Origin of the sequence: Streptomyces sp. NPDC005423 (genome assembly GCF_040606415.1) — a bacterium.
Lineage (GTDB): Bacteria > Actinomycetota > Actinomycetes > Streptomycetales > Streptomycetaceae > Streptomyces.
Genome location: NZ_JBEXET010000035.1, coordinates 1 through 17,224, shown reverse-complemented (window position 1 = coordinate 17,224; position 17,224 = coordinate 1). Strand labels below are relative to the sequence as shown.

Here is a 17,224-nt window from a genome sequence, read left to right as displayed (position 1 = left end):
GCGGCACGTCACTCGGCCTTCCCGGCCTCGGTCACACGGTCCGATGCGACCCGTTACGCCGGTTCCGCCGGCTCCGCGGGTGCCACCGGTGCCGCCGCTTCAGCCGGTGCCGCCGGCTCCGCCGACTCAGTCGGTTTGGCCGACTCCGCCGGTCCGGCCGCTTCATCCGGTCCTGCCGGTCCTGTCGGTCCGGCCGGGTCTTCCGGCTCCGGCGTCAGAGGCAGTTCGGCGGCGAGCGCCGCCGCGGCCTGCACCAGCGGCAGCGCCAGCAGCGCCCCCGCGCCCTCCCCGACGGTCACCCCGTGGTCGAGCAGCGGTTCCAGCGCCATCCGGTCCAGCGCCTTCGCCTGCCCCGGCTCCCCGCTGTTCTGGCCCGCCAGCCACCAGTCCGGCGCCCGGAACGCGACCCGCTGGCCCACCAGCGCACAGGCGGCGGCCACCACCCCGTCCAGGATCACCGGCAGCTTGCGTACGGCGCTCTGCAACAGGAAGCCGGTCATCGCCGCGAGGTCGGCGCCGCCCACCGTCGCCAGCAGCTGGAGCTGGTCCCCGAGCACCGGCCGGGCCCGGCGCAGCGCGTCCCGGATCGCGGCGCACTTGCGCATCCAGGCCAGGTCGTCGACGGCCAGGCCGCCCCGCCCGGTCACCACGGACGCGTCGGTGCCGCACAGCGCGGCGATCAGTACCGAGGCCGGGGTGGTGCCGCCGACGCTGATGTCGCCGAGGACCACCAGATCGGTGCCGGAGTCGGCCTCCTCGTCGGCGATCGCGACGCCGGCCAGGAAGGCGGCCTCCGCCTCCGCCAGGGTCAGCGCGTCTTCGATGTCGATCCGGCCGCTGCCCCGCCGTACCCGATGCCGTACGACCTCCTCGGGCAGGCTCCCCGGATCGCAGTCGAGGGCCATGTCCACGATCCGCACCGGCACGCCGAGCCGGCGGGCGAGCACCGCCGCCGGGCTGCCGCCCTCCAGGACGGACCGCACCAACTGCCCGGCGGTGCCCGCCTCGCGCGCCGACACGCCCAGTTCGGCGATCCCGTGGTCGCCCGCGAAGAGCACCACGCGCGCTCGCTCCACCGGCCGCACCGGCACGGACGACTGCGCCGCCGCCAGCCACTCACCCAGGTCGTCGAGGCGGCCCAGCGCCCCGGGCGGCACGATCTGACGTTCCCGACGCGCCTCGGCGTCGCGGCGCACACCACCGTCGGGGCGCTCGATCAGATCGGTGAAGTCGTCGAGATTAAGCGAGCTCATTCGCCGAACAGTACCGGCAGCGCCCGAACGCCACCTCGCCCCGTCGTCACCACACGCACCGGACGTCATTGCACCCAAGATCGTGATCCCATACGTTCCGGTTTGCAGCGGATTGTCGTACGTCACTGGGAGCCGCCATGAACAGCCCGCGCACCCGGGTCCACGCCCTCGGCGAGCGCCGCCGCCACCGCGCCGCGGCCCGCGCGGTCCTGCGCCTCCTCCCCGAACCGGAGAGCTGGCTGGACGTCGGGACCGGCGACGGCCGCTTCCCCGGGACGGCGAAGGAGTACTTCCCGTATACGTCCTTCGACGGCGTGGACCCCTCTCCGCGCGTCCTGCGGGCGCGCGCGAGCGAGCGCGTCGAGGAGGCGTACGCCGGTGATCTGACGGACCCGCGCCTCCTCGCCGTGCTCCGCGCCCGCTACGACGTCGTCTCCCTGCTCCGCGACCGCTCGCAGGCCCCGGACCCCGACACGGAACTCCGCGCCGCCCTCGCCGTCCTGCGCCCCGGCGGCCTCCTCCTCGTCGAGAGCCCGCACCCCCGGCCGCCCGCCCTCCGCGACTGCGCGCTCATCGCGGTCTCCCGCCGCCTCGGTGACCGCTTCCCGCCCGTCCACCTGGTCCTCGCCCGCAAGGCGCCCGAGCCGCCACGGGCGACCCCGACGCCGAGGCCGGGAACGCCCTGGTTGTACTGACCCGTGACCGGGCGTCGCGAGCCGGTGAACCTTCCCGGTCACAGCACTAGCCGCGCAGTGTCAGCGCCTGCCCCGCCACCACCAGCAGGACGTGCTCGCACTCGTCGGCGACCGCGGTGTTGAGCCGGCCCAGCTCGTCGCGGTAGCGGCGGCCGGACGCGGTGGCCGGCACGATGCCCGAGCCGACCTCGTTCGACACGGCGACGACGGTCCGCCGGGTCTCGCGCACCGCGGCCGTCAACTCCCGTACCCGCTCCCGCAGGGCCCGCTCCCCGCCGTCCGCCCACTCAGCGTCGTCCCACGCCCCTACGGTGTCCATCGCGTCCGTCAGCCACAGTGACAGGCAGTCGACGAGCAGCGGCGGCCCGTCCTTCGCCAGCAGGGGCACCAGGTCGCAGGTCTCCGTCGTACGCCAGGACCCGGGGCGTCGCTCGCGGTGCGCGGAGACCCGGGAGGCCCACTCGGTGTCGCCGTTGCGCGCGCCGCCGGTCGCCACGTACAGCACCTCCGGGAACGCCTCCAGGCGCCGCTCGGCCTCGGCCGACTTCCCGGACCGCGCCCCGCCGAGGACCAGCGTCCGGCGCGGTACGTCGGGCACGTCCTCGTAGACCCCGACGGTCAGCGTCGAACCGTCGGGCACCGCCCGCGCCCCGGCCGCGGCCAGCCGGCGGCGCGACTCGGCGCCCGGCGGCACGTCGTGGTCCAGGTGCACGGCGATCACGTCCGTCGCCGGCCCGACCGCCCCCACGGCCCGCAGCCTCGCCAGCGCGTCCGGCCGCCCCACCACATCCAGCAGCACCATGTCGTACGGCTCGACGGGCCGCACCTCAAGGCCGGCCGGCGCCCCGCCCGGCGGCAGGTACAGCAGCCGCTGCCCGTCCGGGCCGGTCACGGCGTACCCGGTGCCCGGCGCGTCCATCGCCACCGCCCGCACCCGGTGCCCGGTCAGCAGGGCCAGCCGCCGCCCGTCCGGTACCCGCCCCGGCTGCGGCAGCCCGGCCGGCACCTCCACGGGGGGCCCGTCGTGCGGGTGGGTCAGCAGTACCTGCCGCACCCCGCTCAGCGAACGCCCGGCCCGCGCCGCCGCGAAGGCCGCGCCGGGTGTCAGGTCGAGCAGCAGCGACCCGTCGACGAGCAGCGAGGTGGCCGCCCGCGCGTCGGTCCCGAGCGACACGGCACAGGCCGCGCAGGGGCAGTCGGGGCGGGGAAGCCCCGCGGGGGCGCCGGTGCCGAGCAGAGTGAGTTCCACAGGGATGATTTTCGCCTCTCCGACCAGGTGTCGCGCATCCGACTAGGCTGCACAGCAGAGGCCGGACCAAGATCCGGCTTCTGCTCTGCATGTGCTCAGACCTTGGAGGCGTACATGGCGGCATGGACGTGGCGGTTCGAGAAGTCCGACGGGACCGAGGTCGAACCGGCGACGCAGCCCGAGGAGTTCACCACCCAGGGAGACGCCGAGTCCTGGCTCGGTGAGGTGTGGAAGGAACTCGTGGCGGGCGGCGCGGACCAGGTACGGCTCTTCGAGGACTCCACGGAGATCTACGGTCCGATGAGCCTGCACGCCGAGGACGCGTAGCCAGGTCTCCGCGGAGGTGACGCCGGGGGCACCCGGAGAGACCCCGCCGCCCCCGGCGTCACCGTCCGCCCTAGCCGCGCACCCCGCACAGGTGCAGCAGCGCCGCGACCGAGCGGTAGGGGTCTGTGCGGCCGGCCCGTTCCTCGGCGGCGAGCAGGGTCTCCACGTCGGACGGGATCTCCGCCCCGTCGGCGGCGGTGTCGCTGAAGACCCGTACCCCGTACCAGGCCTGCAAGGGCGCCCCGATGCCCGCGAGGGTGGCCGTCAGCGTCTCCAGGCGGTCGGCCCGTACGTCGAGACCGAGCCGGTTGCGGTACGAGACCGAGTCGAACGCGGCCAGAGCGGTGGTCCAGTCCCCGTACAGGCCGGGCCGCATCGCGAGCGCGTCGGCGTTCCGTACGAGCAGGGAGAGCAGACCCCCGGGCGCGAGCACCCGCGCCAGCCCGGCCACCATCGGATCGGGCTCCTGCACATACATGAGCACGCCATGACAGAGCACGACGTCGAAGCTGCCCGGCAGGAAGTGCACGCCCGTGTCCCGGCCGTCGCCCTCGATGATCCGCACCCGCTCCCGGATGCCCTCGGGCTCGCCGGCCAGCGCCCCGCGGGCCGCGGCGATCATCGTCGCGTCCTGCTCCAGACCGGTCACCTGATGCCCGGCCCGGGCCAGCCGCAGCGCCTGCGAACCCTGGCCCATGCCCACGTCGAGCACGCGCAGCCGCTGTCCGACCGGATACCGGCCGACTATCTGCTCGTCGAGCTGCCGGGCCACCAGCTCCTGGCGTACGACGTCACGCAGCCCGCCCACTCCGCCGAGCCAGGCGCGCGCCGCGCTCCCGGAGAAGGAGTTCGCGCTCAGGGCCGCTCTCCGCGCTTGACCTGCGGCTTGGGCAGGCGCAGCCGGCGCATCTGGAGGGAGCGCATGAGGGCGTAGACGACCGCGCCCTTCTGGTTCTGACCGGGGAAGCGCTCCGCGAGCCGCTTCCGCAGCCGGAAGACGCTCAGCACCGAGTCGAGCAGGATCAGCACGATCACCACGAGCCAGAGCAGCAGCGCGATGTTCTGTAGCGCGGCCACCCGCACCACGCTGAGCACGAGGATCACCACGGCCAGCGGCAGGAAGAACTCGGCCACGTTGAAGCGCGAGTCGATGAAGTCACGCGCGAACTTGCGCACCGGCCCCTTGTCACGAGCGGGCAGATACCGCTCGTCACCGCCGGCCAGCGCCTGGCGCTGCCTCTCCATCTGCGCGCGCCGTTCGTCGCGCTGGCGCTTCGAGGCGTCCTTGCGCGTCATCGTGGTGTTGGCGACGCTGCGCCGCTGGGTCTGGGCCTCACTGCGCTTGGGCGTGGGCCGACCCTTCGGGGCCTGCGGGTCGCGGGGCTGCTTGGAGTCGGTCAGCGACGCCTTGACGGCGGTCGGGGCCTTCTCTTCCTTGGCACGGCTACGGAACACAAAACCCAAGGGTACGGGGTGGACGGGGTTGGACCCCAGCCCGGTGGGGAACGATCCGGCAACACCAGTCGTCTGTAGGGAGACAGAGGACGCGTCGCGGACGAGCCGGACCAGGGGAGCACCTACTCCCTACGCCGGAGCGGAACCGAAGGCAGTCGTCCTTGGGGATGAGCGCATCACTCCCCGAACAGTGCGGTAATGGATGCAGGGCCCGTACTGTGGGTTCTGTTGCAGTCGCTGGAGCCGGAGTCCGTCAGAAGGGGGCGCGCGAAGCCCATGAGCGGTGTCATGAAGCGTATGGGGATGATCTTCCGCGCGAAGGCGAACAAGGCCCTTGACCGGGCCGAGGACCCGCGCGAAACCCTCGATTACTCGTACCAGAAACAGCTGGAGCTGCTTCAGAAGGTGCGCCGGGGTGTGGCCGACGTCGCCACCTCCCGCAAGCGTCTGGAGCTCCAGCTCAACCAGTTGCAGTCGCAGTCCTCGAAGCTGGAGGACCAGGGCCGCAAGGCGCTCGCCCTCGGCCGCGAGGATCTGGCCCGCGAGGCGCTGTCGCGCCGCGCCGCCCTCCAGCAGCAGGTGACGGACCTGGAGACGCAGCACACCACGCTCCAGGGCGAGGAGGAGAAGCTCACCCTCGCGGCCCAGCGCCTCCAGGCCAAGGTGGACGCCTTCCGGACCAAGAAGGAGACCATCAAGGCCACCTACACGGCGGCCCAGGCGCAGACCCGGATCGGCGAGGCGTTCAGCGGCATCTCGGAGGAGATGGGCGACGTCGGCCTGGCGATCCAGCGTGCCGAGGACAAGACCCAGCAGCTCCAGGCGCGGGCCGGCGCCATCGACGAGCTTCTCGCCTCCGGCGCCCTCGACGACCCGAGCGGCCTCGCCAAGGACGACATCCAGGCCGAGCTGGAACGGCTGTCGGGTGGTACGGATGTGGAGCTGGAACTTCAGCGGATGAAGGCCGAGCTGGCCGGAGGTTCGTCCGCGCAGCAGCAGGCGATCGAGGGCGGCGCCGGCCAGGCGCAGCCCCAGCAGCCGCAGGACACTCCGCGCTTCGACAAGCAGTAGCCCACGCCGAGGAGGGCGACATGATCGTACGGATCATGGGGGAGGGGCAGGTGAGGCTGGCCGACAGCCACCTCGCCGAGCTGGACAGACTGGACGACGTCCTTCTCAAGGAGATGGAGAAGGGCGACGGCCCCGGCTTCCGCGCCACCCTCCACGCCCTGCTCGCCAGGGTCAGGGAGCTGGGCGACCCGCTCCCCGACGACTCCCTGGAGCCGTCCGGGCTGATCCTCCCCTCCCCGGACGCCACCCTGGAGGACGTCCGCAAGCTGCTGAGCGACGGGGGCCTGATCCCGGGCTGACCCCCGGGCGCCCACCGGCGTCAGCCCGTCCGGCGTTCGAGGACGAGGCCGTGCAGGCCGGAGCGGGCCCCGAGGGCGACCGGCCCCGGCAACGCCCGCACCCGCCCCGCCGCCCCGCCGAAAACGTACGGATGACCCCCGTTCCGCCCCCGCCCAGGGCCCCGTACCGTTGCCGCAATGAGGACCCTGGACCGCGCCCGCTGTCAGCTGAAGGCGCACCCGGCCGCGCTGGACGCGACCCTCGCCGCGGCGGTGCTGCTCTGCATGGTCGCCGGCTCCTTCGTCGAACCGCGCGGGGAGACCGGTGTCACCTGGGGCATCCGGGTCCCCGACGCGCTCAGCCTGGCCCTGATGGGCGTGGCCGCCGCGGCGCTTGTGTTCCGCCGCCGCGCCCCCATGGCCGTCCTCGCCGTCACCGCCGGCGCCTCCCTCGTCGAGAGTGTCACCAGCGACCCGCGCGCCCCGGTGGCGATGTGCGCCGTGGTCGCCCTGTACACCGTCGCCGCCACCACCGACCGCCCCACCACCTGGCGCGTCGGCCTGCTCTCGATGACCGTGCTGACCGCCGCCGCGATGCTCGGCGGCCCGCTCCCTTGGTACGCGCAGGAGAACCTCGGCATCTTCGCCTGGACCGGCATGGCGGCCGCCGCGGGTGACGCGGTGCGCAGCCGCCGCGCCTTCGTGCACGCGATCCGTGAGCGCGCCGAACGCGCCGAACGCACCCGCGAGGAGGAGGCCCGCCGCCGCGTCGCCGAGGAGCGCCTGCGCATCGCCCGCGACCTGCACGACGTCGTCGCCCACCACATCGCGCTCGTCAACGTGCAGGCGGGGGTCGCCGCGCACGTCATGGACAAGCGGCCCGACCAGGCCAAGGAGGCGCTGGCGCACGTACGCGAGGCCAGCCGTTCCGCACTCAACGAACTCCGCGCCACCGTCGGTCTGCTCCGCCAGTCCGGCGACCCGGAGGCCCCCACCGAGCCGGCCCCCGGTCTCGAACGGCTCGACGAACTCGTCGGCACCTTCCGCAGCGCGGGCCTGCGCGTCGAGGTGGCCCGCGCCGACCACGACACGACCCTGCCCGCCGCCGTAGGCCTGGCCGCCTACCGGGTCGTCCAGGAGGCCCTCACCAACGTCCAGAAGCACGCCGGCACGGCGTCCCACGCCGAGGTGAGCGTCGTCCGGGTGGGACCGAACGTCGAGATCACCGTCCTGGACAACGGCTCAGGCGACGACGAGGACCCCGCTTCCGGCGGCGGCCACGGGCTGCTCGGCATGCGGGAGCGGGTGACCGCCCTGCGCGGCACCCTCACCACCGGTCCCCGCTACGGCGGCGGCTTCCGCGTCCATGCGATCCTGCCGGTCAAGAGCCCCGCCCGCGCCACCGGTACGCCCGTGTGACCCGCCCCCGACCAGCTGCCCCGGGAGACCCCGCATGACCATCCGTGTGCTCCTCGCCGACGACCAGGCCCTGCTGCGCAGCGCCTTCCGGGTGCTGGTCGACTCGGAGCCCGACATGGAGGTCGTGGGAGAGGCGTCGGACGGGGCGGAGGCGGTCCGGCTGGCCGGGGAGGAGCGGGCCGACGTGGTGCTGATGGACATCCGGATGCCCGGCACCGACGGTCTCGCCGCCACCCGGATGATCAGCGCGGACCCGTCCCTGGCCCATGTCCGCGTGGTCATCCTGACGACCTTCGAGGTCGACGACTACGTGGTGCGGTCGCTGCGCGCGGGCGCCTCCGGCTTCCTCGGCAAGGGCTCCGAGCCCGAGGAACTCCTCAGCGCGATCCGGGTCGCCGCCGGGGGCGAGGCCCTGCTGTCCCCGGCCGCCACCAAGGGGCTGATCGCCCGGTTCCTCGCCCAGGGCGGCACCTCCGACGAGGACCAGGACCCGGCCCGCGCCGAGCGCCTCGGCTCCCTCACCGTGCGGGAGCGCGAGGTCCTCGTCCAGGTCGCCGGCGGCCACTCCAACGACGAGATTGCGGAACGCCTGGAAGTCAGCCCTCTGACGGTGAAGACCCACGTCAACCGGGCCATGGGCAAGCTGGGCGCCCGCGACCGGGCACAACTCGTGGTGGTCGCCTACGAGTCCGGACTGGTGCGTCCGAGGGCGGAGTGAACCCGCCCGGGGCGGACGGACGCCCGCCCGCCGGCCGAGGAGAACCTCAACCGGCGGGCGGGCGGCGGTAGTTGACCGTACGGACGTAAGGGCGCGCGGACCGTACGGACGGTCGGGACCGTACGGAAGCGGGGCCTACGGCAGCGCCAGCATCCGCTCCAGCGCCAGCTTCGCGAAGGTCTCCGTCTCCCGGTCGACCTGAATGCGGTTGACCAGGTTGCCCTCGGCGAGGGACTCCAGGGTCCAGACGAGGTGCGGGAGGTCGATGCGGTTCATCGTCGAGCAGAAGCAGACCGTGCGGTCGAGGAAGACGATCTCCTTGTCCTCGGCGGCGAAACGGTTCGCCAGGCGTCGTACGAGATTCAGCTCCGTACCGATGGCCCACTTGGAACCGGCTGGAGCCGCCTCCAGTGCCCTGATGATGTACTCGGTCGAGCCGACCTGGTCCGCCGCGTCCACGACCTCGTACTTGCACTCGGGGTGGACGAGGACGTTGACGCCGGGGATGCGCGCGCGGACCTCCTCGACCGACTCCAGTGAGAAACGACCATGCACCGAGCAGTGCCCGCGCCACAGGATCATCTTCGCCGCCCGCAACTGGTCGGCGGTGAGGCCGCCGTTGGGCTTGTGCGGGTTGTAGACGACACAGTCGTCGAGGCTCAGGCCCAGGTCGCGGACGGCCGTGTTGCGGCCCAGGTGCTGGTCGGGCAGGAACAGGACCTGCTCGCCCTGCTCGAAGGCCCACTCAAGGGCGCGCCGCGCGTTCGAGGAGGTGCAGATCGTGCCCCCGTGCCTGCCGGTGAACGCCTTGATGTCCGCGGACGAGTTCATGTACGCGACGGGCACGACCCGCTCGGCGGTACCGGCCTCGGTCAGCACGTCCCAGCACTCGGCGACCTGCTCGGCGGTGGCCATGTCGGCCATCGAGCAACCGGCCGCGAGGTCGGGCAGTACGACCTTCTGGTCGTCGCCGGTCAGGATGTCCGCGGACTCCGCCATGAAGTGCACACCGCAGAACACGATGTACTCGGCGTCGGGGCGCGCGGCGGCGTCCCGGGCGAGCTTGAAGGAGTCACCCGTGACGTCGGCGAACTGGATGACCTCGTCGCGCTGGTAGTGGTGGCCGAGCACGAAGACCTTGTCGCCGAGCTTCTCCTTGGCCGCGCGGGCCCGCTCGACCAGGTCCGGGTCGGACGGCGAGGGCAGGTCGCCGGGACATTCGACGCCACGCTCACTCCGCGGGTCGGCCTCGCGGCCGAGGAGCAGCAGGGCGAGGGGCGTCGGCTGTACGTCGAGCTCCTGGGTCTGGGCGGTGGTCACCACACGCACCCTTTCTGTTCTGCGGGCTGTTCTGATGGAGGACGCGCCTTTTCGTCGAAATGACGCTATCTATCATAACCGCTTCACGTCACTTTGACGATGCCCATAACGTCGATGTGACATCAATCCCGGTCGGCACCGTGCGCCGACCCGGCACACGCGCCCGGTCGGCGCACGGGAGGCTCTTGCGGGCATGTGCGAGCATGAAGAGAGGAACAGACGAAAAGACCAAGACAGGCCCGGAATGAATCCGCGGCCATGCCGGTTGAATACGTCGGCAACCAGTCTCCGTACAACCCGGGAGAGATGTAGATGTCCGTATCGGACGAGACCAGCACCGTCACCGACGGCATCATCCTGTCCGACGCCGCCGCGGCGAAGGTCAAGGCCCTGCTCGACCAGGAAGGCCGTGACGATCTGGCGCTGCGCGTCGCCGTACAGCCCGGCGGCTGCTCCGGCCTGCGCTACCAGCTCTTCTTCGACGAGCGCTCGCTCGACGGCGACGTCCTCAAGGACTTCGACGGGGTCAAGGTCGTCACCGACCGGATGAGCGCCCCGTACCTGGGCGGCGCCTCCATCGACTTCGTGGACACCATCGAGAAGCAGGGCTTCACGATCGACAACCCGAACGCGACGGGGTCCTGCGCCTGCGGCGACTCCTTCAGCTAGGCCGGGCGGCCACCGCGCCCAGCCGGTCCGAAAGGCGGCGACCCTGTGTGTCGGGGGCGCCGCCTTCGTGCTGCCCGGCCTTTCCGGGGAGCGCGCCGCTGGCTCCCGCCGAGGAGCCCGTCGCGGGCGCCCCTGTCTCCCGGTGCGCCTACCGGGCCAGTGACGGGCCCGCCGACGGCTGTTCCGTCACCGTCCGGACGGGGAGTGCCTTGCCGTCCGAGCCCTCCACCCGGCGCCCGCCCACCGGCGCGTCCAGCCGCACGGTCCGGTGGAAGATCCTGGCGATCATCACGCAGACCTTGCCCGGCCGGCGCGTCTCGGTCACCTTCACCGTGACCTTGCCCGACGTCTCGGCGGCCGTCGCCCGGTACTCCGCGCACACCCCGCCGGTGAAGATCACCGTGAGGTTCCTGCCGTCGGCGGAGTAGCCGTCGGCCCTGATGTCACGGGAAGCGGAGTTCGCGGTCGATGTCGGAGTGGGCGCCGTACTCGGCGAGGCCGAGGCGAGGAACTCCGGATCGACCGCCGGATACGTCACCGTGAAGGTGCCCCGCCCGCTCGGCTCCCGCACGGCGAAGAGCCAGGACGGCACCAGCGTGCGCGTCCCGCCCACGGAGTGCACGGCGAGGCCGAACACGGCGTGCTCGACGGTCGCGGACGCCGAAGAGGCCGTGGCCGCGGAAGAGGTCGTGGACGTCGAAGAGGCGCTCGCCGCGGGCGAGTTGGCCGACGTGGCGCAGGGGGCCTCCAGCCGGTCCTTCGCCGGTACGGTGCCCGCACAGCCGCCGATGCCCATGCGGTGGTCGCTCCGCGGGGCCGCGTTCATCAGCTCCAGCGTCTTGCGCGCACTCAGCACCGGGTAGGTGTCGCCCTTGGCCGGCGCCTTCAACTGCCCGCTCCCGCCGACCACTTCACCCTGGGCACTGACGGTCAGCCCGGTCGTCCAGCCGTAGGTCGGCAGTCCGTCGACCACCGGATCGGCGTTCACCACCCGTTGCGCGCCCATGAGTTGACTCGCGTCCACCTTCGCGTCGTCCTGGCCGACCGCCTTCAGTACCGGGGCGGCGGCCTTCTTCGCCACGGCCGCGCTCACCGGGTCGGCGGCGGGGGCGGCGGGGTCGTGCACGCAGGTGAGGGTGGCGCCCTCGCAGGCGTCCGTGCCGGGTGCGTAGCGGCTGAACGTCCACGCGCCCGGCGCCGCCTTGTTCACCTGGAGGCTCGGGCCGCTGCCGTCCTGGCCCCCCACCTTCCAGTACTGCCCCTCGGTCACGGGCGTCCCCGCGACCCCGAGGGCGGCGGCCAGCCGTGTCACCGCGTCCTTGCCGACCGAGCCCTCGGCCGCGTACACGGCCGCCGCACCCGGACCGCCGGGCAGGGTGCCCCCGGCCCGGTAGGTCGTGCCGTACGGGTCTGGCTCACCGACCGCGATCCCGCCCCCGGAGTACCCGTCCAGGGCGAGCGGCGGCGGAGTCCCGCCCGTGTCGGCCACCCCGGCCCCGGAATCCCCGGATGCCCGCGCGGCCACCAGCGCCCCACCACCCCCGACCAGCAACACCCCGGCGACAACGGCCGCCACCGCCACCCGAGACCCCCGCCGCCCCCGCCCGTCACCGATCCCGGCACCGGCCTCCTGTGCGTCGACCTGATCACCGGCCTCCCGGGAGTCACCCGCGCCGGAATCGACCTCCCGGGCAGCGGCCTTCGGAGCAGCGGCTTCCTGGGCGTCGCCCTTCCCGGAGTCGGCCCCCTGGACATCGGCCTCCCGGGTGTCGCTCTCCCCGGAATCGGCCTCTTGAGCACCTGCCTTCCCGGGGTTGACCCCGACCCCGACGACCCCGCCCCCCACGTCTTCGCCGCGGTTGTCCACCCCGGCCGTCTTGTCGGCCGCCCCCACCTCATCCGCGGGAAGCCCCGTCGCCCCGGGCCCGCTTTCCTCCGGCCCGGCACCCGACTCCTCAGGGCCGCTACCGGAGTCCACCGGCCCGGCACCCGACTCCTCGCGCTCGCTGCCCGAGTCCGCCGGCCGGTGACCCGCGCCCCCGCGTCCGCTGCCCGAGTCCTCCGGCCCGTCACCCGAGCCTCCCGCCCCGTCACCCGCGTCCGAGACCCCGGTCTCATCGGAAGGTTGGGCGGGGCCGGTCTTCCGGCCCGCTCCGTCGTTGTCGGGTCGCTCGGTGTTCACCGCATCGCTCCTTCGGCCGCGCCACTGTCCGAGGACCCGGCCAGCCGCTGCCGCAAGGCCCGCTGGAGGGTCGTATCCCGTATCCCCTCTACGGGGGACGGCGATGGGACGCGGCGGGGGAGCGCACGGTTCCCCCGAGCGCGCCGACCCGGGCCGACCGGCTCAGGACGACGGCTCAGCAGGGCGCCTCGGCGGAGCCGTCCGCGCTCAGTTCCCGTACTCCGGCATCGCGTCCAGCATCCGCGCCGACCGCGACGGCACGGTCACGCCGTGGATGAGCGAGGGGGAGACCGGAAGCGCGGTGATCCGGTCGGGGGCCGTCCAGTGCGGAGCCATCAGGGCGCAGTCGCAGCGCAGCGAGGCGAGGTCGCCCTCCAGGTCGGCCGGAACGGTGCCAGGAACTTCGAGGTTCGTCATAAGGCACCGTAGGCACGCCGGGGCGCGCGAAGAAAGATCTACTATCGGGTAGTTCTGACCGCTTCAGAGCCGCCGCGCCGACCGGGTAGCTTGAACTGTCAATCCAGCCTCCCCCGCAGGAGAGTCCCCGTCGTGCGCATCGCAGTCACCGGCTCCATCGCCACCGACCACCTCATGACCTTCCCCGGGCGCTTCGCCGACCAGCTGGTCGCGGACCAGCTGCACACGGTGTCGCTCTCGTTCCTGGTCGACAACCTCGACGTACGCCGGGGCGGTGTCGGTGCGAACATCGCCTTCGGCATGGGCCAGCTCGGCACCACACCGGTCCTGGTCGGCGCCGCCGGCTCCGACTTCGCCGAGTACCGCGCCTGGCTCGACCGGCACGGCGTCGACACCGACTCGGTCCGGATCTCCGAGACGCTGCACACCGCCCGCTTCGTCTGCACCACGGACGCCGACCACAACCAGATCGGCTCCTTCTACACCGGCGCCATGAGCGAGGCCCGGCAGATCGAGCTGAAGACCGTCGCCGACCGCGTGGGCGGCCTCGACCTGGTCCTGATCGGTGCCGACGACCCGGAGGCGATGCTCCGCCACACGGAGGAGTGCCGCTCCCGCGCCATCCCCTTCGCCGCCGACTTCTCCCAGCAGATCGCCCGCATGAACGGCGACGAGATCCGGATCCTGCTGGACGGATCGACGTACCTCTTCTCGAACGAGTACGAGAAGGGCCTCATCGAGTCCAAGACCGGCTGGAGCGACGAGGAGATCCTCTCCAAGGTCGGCCACCGCGTCACCACCCTCGGCTCGCGCGGCGTCCGCATCGAGAGCGTCGGCGCCGACCCGATCGAGGTCGGCTGCGCGGAGGAGGAGCGCAAGGCCGACCCCACCGGCGTCGGCGACGCCTTCCGCGCCGGTTTCCTCTCCGGTCTCGCCTGGGGCGTCTCCCTGGAGCGCGCGGCCCAGGTCGGCTGCATGCTCGCCACGCTGGTCATCGAGACGGTCGGCACCCAGGAGTACCAGCTGCGCCGCGTCCACTTCATGGACCGCTTCACCAAGGCGTACGGCCACGAGGCCGCCGCCGACGTGCGCCAGTTCCTGAGCTGAGGCTCAGGAGAGCCGGCGGACCAGGTACGCCGCACCCCGGTCCGCCGGCTCCTCGCCCACGTACTCCTGCCCGCGCATCTCGCACCACGCCGGGATGTCCAGCCGGGCCGCCGCGTCGTCGGACAGCACCCGGACCGTGCCGCCCACCGGCACGTTCCCGATGACCTTCGCCAGCTCGATCACCGGGATCGGGCAGCGTTTCCCGAGCGCGTCCACTACCAGCGAGTCCTGCCGTACGGCGGCCACGGGCGCCGGCGCCGGTCCCGCGAACCTCTGCCGGACCCCCGACACGGCCCGCGGCAGCACGGCGAGGAACCGCTCCACGTCCGCCGCGGCGGTCCCCGGCGGCAGCGACACCCGCACGTTCCCCTCGCTCAGCACCCCCATCGCCCGCAGCACATGGCTGGGCGTCAGCGTGCTGCTCGTGCAGGACGAACCGGACGAGACGGAGAAACCCTCGCGGTCCAGTTCGTGCAGCAGGGTCTCTCCGTCGACATAGAGACAAGAGAAGGTGACGATCCCCGGCAGCCGGTGCGTGGGCGCGCCCACCACGTCCACGTCCGGCACCAGCCGCGGCACCCGCGTCCGGATCCGCTCCGTCAGTTCCCGCAGCCGTACGGCCTCCGCCGCCGCCTCGGCCCGCACCGCGCGCAGCGAGGCCGCCGCGGCGACGATCGCGGGCAGGTTCTCGAACCCGGCGGCCCGCCCCGACTCCCGCTCGTCGACCGGGCCTTGGACCGCGAACCGCGCCCCCTTCCGTACGACGAGCAGCCCGACGCCCGCGGGACCGCCCCACTTGTGGGCACTGGCCGCGAGCAGCGACCACGCGCCCTCGACCGGCCCCCATCCCAGCGACTGCGCCGCGTCCACCAGCAACGGCACCCCGGCCGCCCGGCACACCTCGGCCACCTCCGCGACCGGCTGTACGGTCCCCACCTCGTGGTTGGCCGACTGCAGACAGGCCAGCGCGGTGTCCGCCCGCAGGGCCTCCGCGTACCCCTCGGGCCGCACCGCCCCGGTCCGGTCCACCGGCACCTCGGTCGCCGCACCGCCCTCCGCCACCAGCCCCTCGGCCGAATGGAGGACGGCAGAGTGTTCGACCGCTGACACGATCAGGTGACGCCCGACGCGCCGCCGCCCCGCCAACGCCCCCGCGATCCCCGCGTGTACGGCCCGCGTTCCCGATGAGGTGAAGACCAGTTCGTCCACCCGGCAGCCCACGGCGTCGGCGGCGGCCTCCCGCGCGGCGTCCAGCAGCATCCGCGCCCGCCGCCCCTCCCGGTACAGCCGGGCGGGATCGGCCCACCCCTCGTCCAGGGAGGCCAACAGGGCCTGCCGGGCCACGGGATGGAGGGGAGCGGAGGAGGCGGCATCGAAGTAGGACACACGGCAACGGTAAGACGTGGGCGGGCCACGAAGGCGTGCTGGGCCCTGACCTGAGCGGCTCCGCCGCGAGGCGCGATCGACCACAAAGCGCCCGTAAACGCCCAACAGCCCGCGTATCCGAGCTATTCGGCGCCCGGAGTAACGGGCGGCGCGTTGGGCACCCTCCCCGCGCGACCGTAAATCGCGTCGGCTAGGGTTTGGTCCGCATAAACATCCAAACCCCTGCCCGACGCAGGGCGGCGACCGACCCGCGAGAAGGCAGGCCGCAGCCAATCCGCGCGGGCGAGACTCTCGGGAAGGCGCTACGTGAGTCCCAACGGCTCCGACCGCTCGCCGCGGCGCCCGATGCGGCGGAAGCTGCTGCAGGCAATGACCGCGGGCCTGGTCCTGGCGACCGCGACAGGCTGCACATACAAGGACTTCCCCCGCCTTGGTATGCCCACCCCGACCACGGCAGAGGCTCCGCGGATCCTCTCCCTGTGGCAGGGCTCGTGGGCTGCCGCGCTCGCCGTCGGCGTGCTGGTGTGGGGCCTGATCCTGTGGAGCGCCATGTTCCACCGGCGCAGCCGCACCAAGGTCGAAGTTCCCCCACAGACCCGGTACAACATGCCCATCGAGGCGCTGTACACCGTGGTTCCGCTCATCATCGTCTCGGTCCTGTTCTACTTCACGGCCCGTGACGAGACTCAGATCCTGAGCCTCGACAAGAAGCCCGACGTGACGGTCAACGTCGTCGGCTTCCAGTGGAGCTGGGGCTTCAACTACATCGAGAACGTCGGCGGTTCCACCGGTGACGCGAAGACGGACAGCAACCTCGCCGCGATCCCGGGCCGGTTCAAGAACCAGTTCCCGGCGAACGCCGGCGGTGTCTACGACGTCGGCACGCCCGCCACGCGGAACCCGCAGACGGGCAACCCCGGTCCCACCCTCTGGCTTCCCAAGGGTGAGACGGTCCGCTTCGTCCTCACGTCACGTGACGTCATCCACTCCTTCTGGGTGCTGCCGTTCCTGATGAAGATGGACGTCATCCCGGGCCGTACCAACTCCTTCCAGGTGACCCCCACCAAGGAGGGCACCTTCCGGGGCAAGTGCGCCGAGCTCTGCGGCGTCGACCACGCCCGGATGCTGTTCAACGTGAAGGTCGTCTCCCCCGAGCGCTACCAGCAGCACTTGAAGGACCTCGCGAAGAAGGGCCAGACCGGTTACATTCCCGCCGGCATCGCGCAGACGAGCCACGAGAAGAAGTGGGAGTCGAAGACTCTGTGAGCATCCTCAATGAACCCCAGGGTGCCGCGGCGGCGGAGTCCCACTACACGGACGAGCTGCCGGTAAGGCGCAAGCAACCCGGCAACACCGTGATCAAGTGGCTGACGACCACGGACCACAAGACGATCGGCACGCTGTATCTGGTCACGTCGTTCGTGTTCTTCCTGATCGGCGGCGTGATGGCGCTGCTGATGCGCGCCGAGCTGGCGCGGCCGGGTCTGCAGCTGCTGTCGAACGAGCAGTTCAACCAGGCGTTCACGATGCACGGCACGATCATGCTGCTGATGTTCGCGACGCCGCTGTTCGCCGGTTTCACGAACTGGATCATGCCGCTGCAGATCGGCGCGCCCGACGTGGCGTTCCCGCGGCTGAACATGTTCGCCTACTGGCTGTACCTGTTCGGCTCGACCAT

The 17,224-nt window shown here is 72.3% G+C and carries 18 protein-coding genes; 10 read left to right on the top strand and 8 right to left on the bottom strand.

Annotated features, from left to right (window positions below; translation table 11 throughout):
• Positions 1–53: 53 nt before the first annotated feature.
• Entirely contained in the window at positions 54–1,253 is a 1,200-nt protein-coding gene (cobT, locus tag ABZT12_RS28975; RefSeq protein ID WP_356389959.1) for a nicotinate-nucleotide--dimethylbenzimidazole phosphoribosyltransferase, read from the bottom strand.
• A gap of 137 nt (positions 1,254–1,390) precedes the next feature.
• On the opposite strand from cobT, the gene ABZT12_RS28970 reads away from it, so the two are divergent.
• Positions 1,391–1,948: a methyltransferase domain-containing protein gene (locus ABZT12_RS28970; RefSeq protein ID WP_356389958.1), complete on the top strand. Its 558-nt coding sequence runs from the start codon at positions 1,391–1,393 to the stop codon at positions 1,946–1,948.
• 46 nt (positions 1,949–1,994) lie between these two features.
• Here ABZT12_RS28970 and ABZT12_RS28965 read toward each other — a convergent pair whose 3' ends face one another.
• Complete coding sequence (locus tag ABZT12_RS28965; protein WP_356389957.1) at positions 1,995–3,197, bottom strand: bifunctional adenosylcobinamide kinase/adenosylcobinamide-phosphate guanylyltransferase; 1,203 nt, start codon at positions 3,195–3,197, stop codon at positions 1,995–1,997.
• 114 nt (positions 3,198–3,311) lie between these two features.
• Between ABZT12_RS28965 and ABZT12_RS28960 the strand changes: the two genes are divergently transcribed.
• Positions 3,312–3,524: a hypothetical protein gene (locus ABZT12_RS28960; protein ID WP_356389956.1), complete on the top strand. Its 213-nt coding sequence runs from the start codon at positions 3,312–3,314 to the stop codon at positions 3,522–3,524.
• Positions 3,525–3,594: 70 nt separating this feature from the next.
• Here ABZT12_RS28960 and ABZT12_RS28955 read toward each other — a convergent pair whose 3' ends face one another.
• Both ABZT12_RS28955 and ABZT12_RS28950 read right to left on the bottom strand, forming a co-directional pair.
• Positions 3,595–4,296: a methyltransferase domain-containing protein gene (locus ABZT12_RS28955; protein WP_356390014.1), complete on the bottom strand. Its 702-nt coding sequence runs from the start codon at positions 4,294–4,296 to the stop codon at positions 3,595–3,597.
• An 83-nt stretch (positions 4,297–4,379) separates the two neighbouring features.
• A complete protein-coding gene (locus tag ABZT12_RS28950; protein ID WP_356390012.1) occupies positions 4,380–5,018 on the bottom strand; it encodes a DUF3043 domain-containing protein in 639 nt (212 codons plus the stop codon).
• A 237-nt stretch (positions 5,019–5,255) separates the two neighbouring features.
• On the opposite strand from ABZT12_RS28950, the gene ABZT12_RS28945 reads away from it, so the two are divergent.
• The 4 genes from ABZT12_RS28945 to ABZT12_RS28930 all read left to right on the top strand — a co-directional run bounded on the left by ABZT12_RS28945 (position 5,256) and on the right by ABZT12_RS28930 (position 8,465).
• Positions 5,256–6,050: a PspA/IM30 family protein gene (locus tag ABZT12_RS28945; RefSeq protein ID WP_356389955.1), complete on the top strand. Its 795-nt coding sequence runs from the start codon at positions 5,256–5,258 to the stop codon at positions 6,048–6,050.
• 20 nt (positions 6,051–6,070) lie between these two features.
• On the top strand, positions 6,071–6,349 hold the full coding sequence (locus ABZT12_RS28940; RefSeq protein WP_356389954.1) for a hypothetical protein: 279 nt from the start codon (positions 6,071–6,073) through the stop codon (positions 6,347–6,349).
• A 177-nt stretch (positions 6,350–6,526) separates the two neighbouring features.
• Entirely contained in the window at positions 6,527–7,747 is a 1,221-nt protein-coding gene (locus ABZT12_RS28935; protein WP_356389952.1) for a sensor histidine kinase, read from the top strand.
• A gap of 34 nt (positions 7,748–7,781) precedes the next feature.
• Positions 7,782–8,465, top strand: a complete 684-nt coding sequence (locus tag ABZT12_RS28930; RefSeq protein WP_356389950.1) for a response regulator transcription factor — start codon at positions 7,782–7,784, stop codon at positions 8,463–8,465.
• A 135-nt stretch (positions 8,466–8,600) separates the two neighbouring features.
• On the opposite strand, the gene nadA is transcribed toward ABZT12_RS28930, so the two are convergent.
• The gene (gene nadA / locus ABZT12_RS28925) at positions 8,601–9,785 is read right to left on the bottom strand and encodes a quinolinate synthase NadA (RefSeq protein ID WP_356389948.1); all 1,185 of its coding nucleotides are present in this window, start codon (positions 9,783–9,785) and stop codon (positions 8,601–8,603) included.
• 312 nt (positions 9,786–10,097) lie between these two features.
• Here nadA and ABZT12_RS28920 point away from each other — a divergent pair, with 312 nt between their 5' ends.
• Positions 10,098–10,454, top strand: coding sequence for an iron-sulfur cluster assembly accessory protein (locus ABZT12_RS28920; RefSeq protein ID WP_356389946.1), 357 nt, complete (start codon positions 10,098–10,100; stop codon positions 10,452–10,454).
• Positions 10,455–10,602: 148 nt separating this feature from the next.
• Here ABZT12_RS28920 and ABZT12_RS28915 read toward each other — a convergent pair whose 3' ends face one another.
• Both ABZT12_RS28915 and ABZT12_RS28910 read right to left on the bottom strand, forming a co-directional pair.
• The gene (locus ABZT12_RS28915; protein ID WP_356389944.1) at positions 10,603–12,636 is read right to left on the bottom strand and encodes a hypothetical protein; all 2,034 of its coding nucleotides are present in this window, start codon (positions 12,634–12,636) and stop codon (positions 10,603–10,605) included.
• Positions 12,637–12,843: 207 nt separating this feature from the next.
• A complete protein-coding gene (locus tag ABZT12_RS28910; RefSeq protein WP_356389943.1) occupies positions 12,844–13,053 on the bottom strand; it encodes a hypothetical protein in 210 nt (69 codons plus the stop codon).
• A 132-nt stretch (positions 13,054–13,185) separates the two neighbouring features.
• Here ABZT12_RS28910 and ABZT12_RS28905 point away from each other — a divergent pair, with 132 nt between their 5' ends.
• Positions 13,186–14,160, top strand: a complete 975-nt coding sequence (locus ABZT12_RS28905) for a carbohydrate kinase family protein (RefSeq protein WP_356389941.1) — start codon at positions 13,186–13,188, stop codon at positions 14,158–14,160.
• Positions 14,161–14,163: 3 nt separating this feature from the next.
• Here the strand turns inward: ABZT12_RS28905 and ABZT12_RS28900 are convergent, their stop codons facing one another.
• The gene (locus ABZT12_RS28900; RefSeq protein WP_356389939.1) at positions 14,164–15,546 is read right to left on the bottom strand and encodes an aminotransferase class V-fold PLP-dependent enzyme; all 1,383 of its coding nucleotides are present in this window, start codon (positions 15,544–15,546) and stop codon (positions 14,164–14,166) included.
• Between the two features lie 306 nt (positions 15,547–15,852).
• On the opposite strand from ABZT12_RS28900, the gene coxB reads away from it, so the two are divergent.
• Both coxB and ABZT12_RS28890 read left to right on the top strand, forming a co-directional pair.
• Complete coding sequence (gene coxB / locus ABZT12_RS28895) at positions 15,853–16,812, top strand: cytochrome c oxidase subunit II (protein WP_356389937.1); 960 nt, start codon at positions 15,853–15,855, stop codon at positions 16,810–16,812.
• A partial coding sequence (locus tag ABZT12_RS28890; RefSeq protein WP_356390010.1) for a cbb3-type cytochrome c oxidase subunit I occupies positions 16,809–17,224 on the top strand: 416 nt, incomplete at its 3' end. The genes coxB and ABZT12_RS28890, both read left to right, overlap by 4 nt.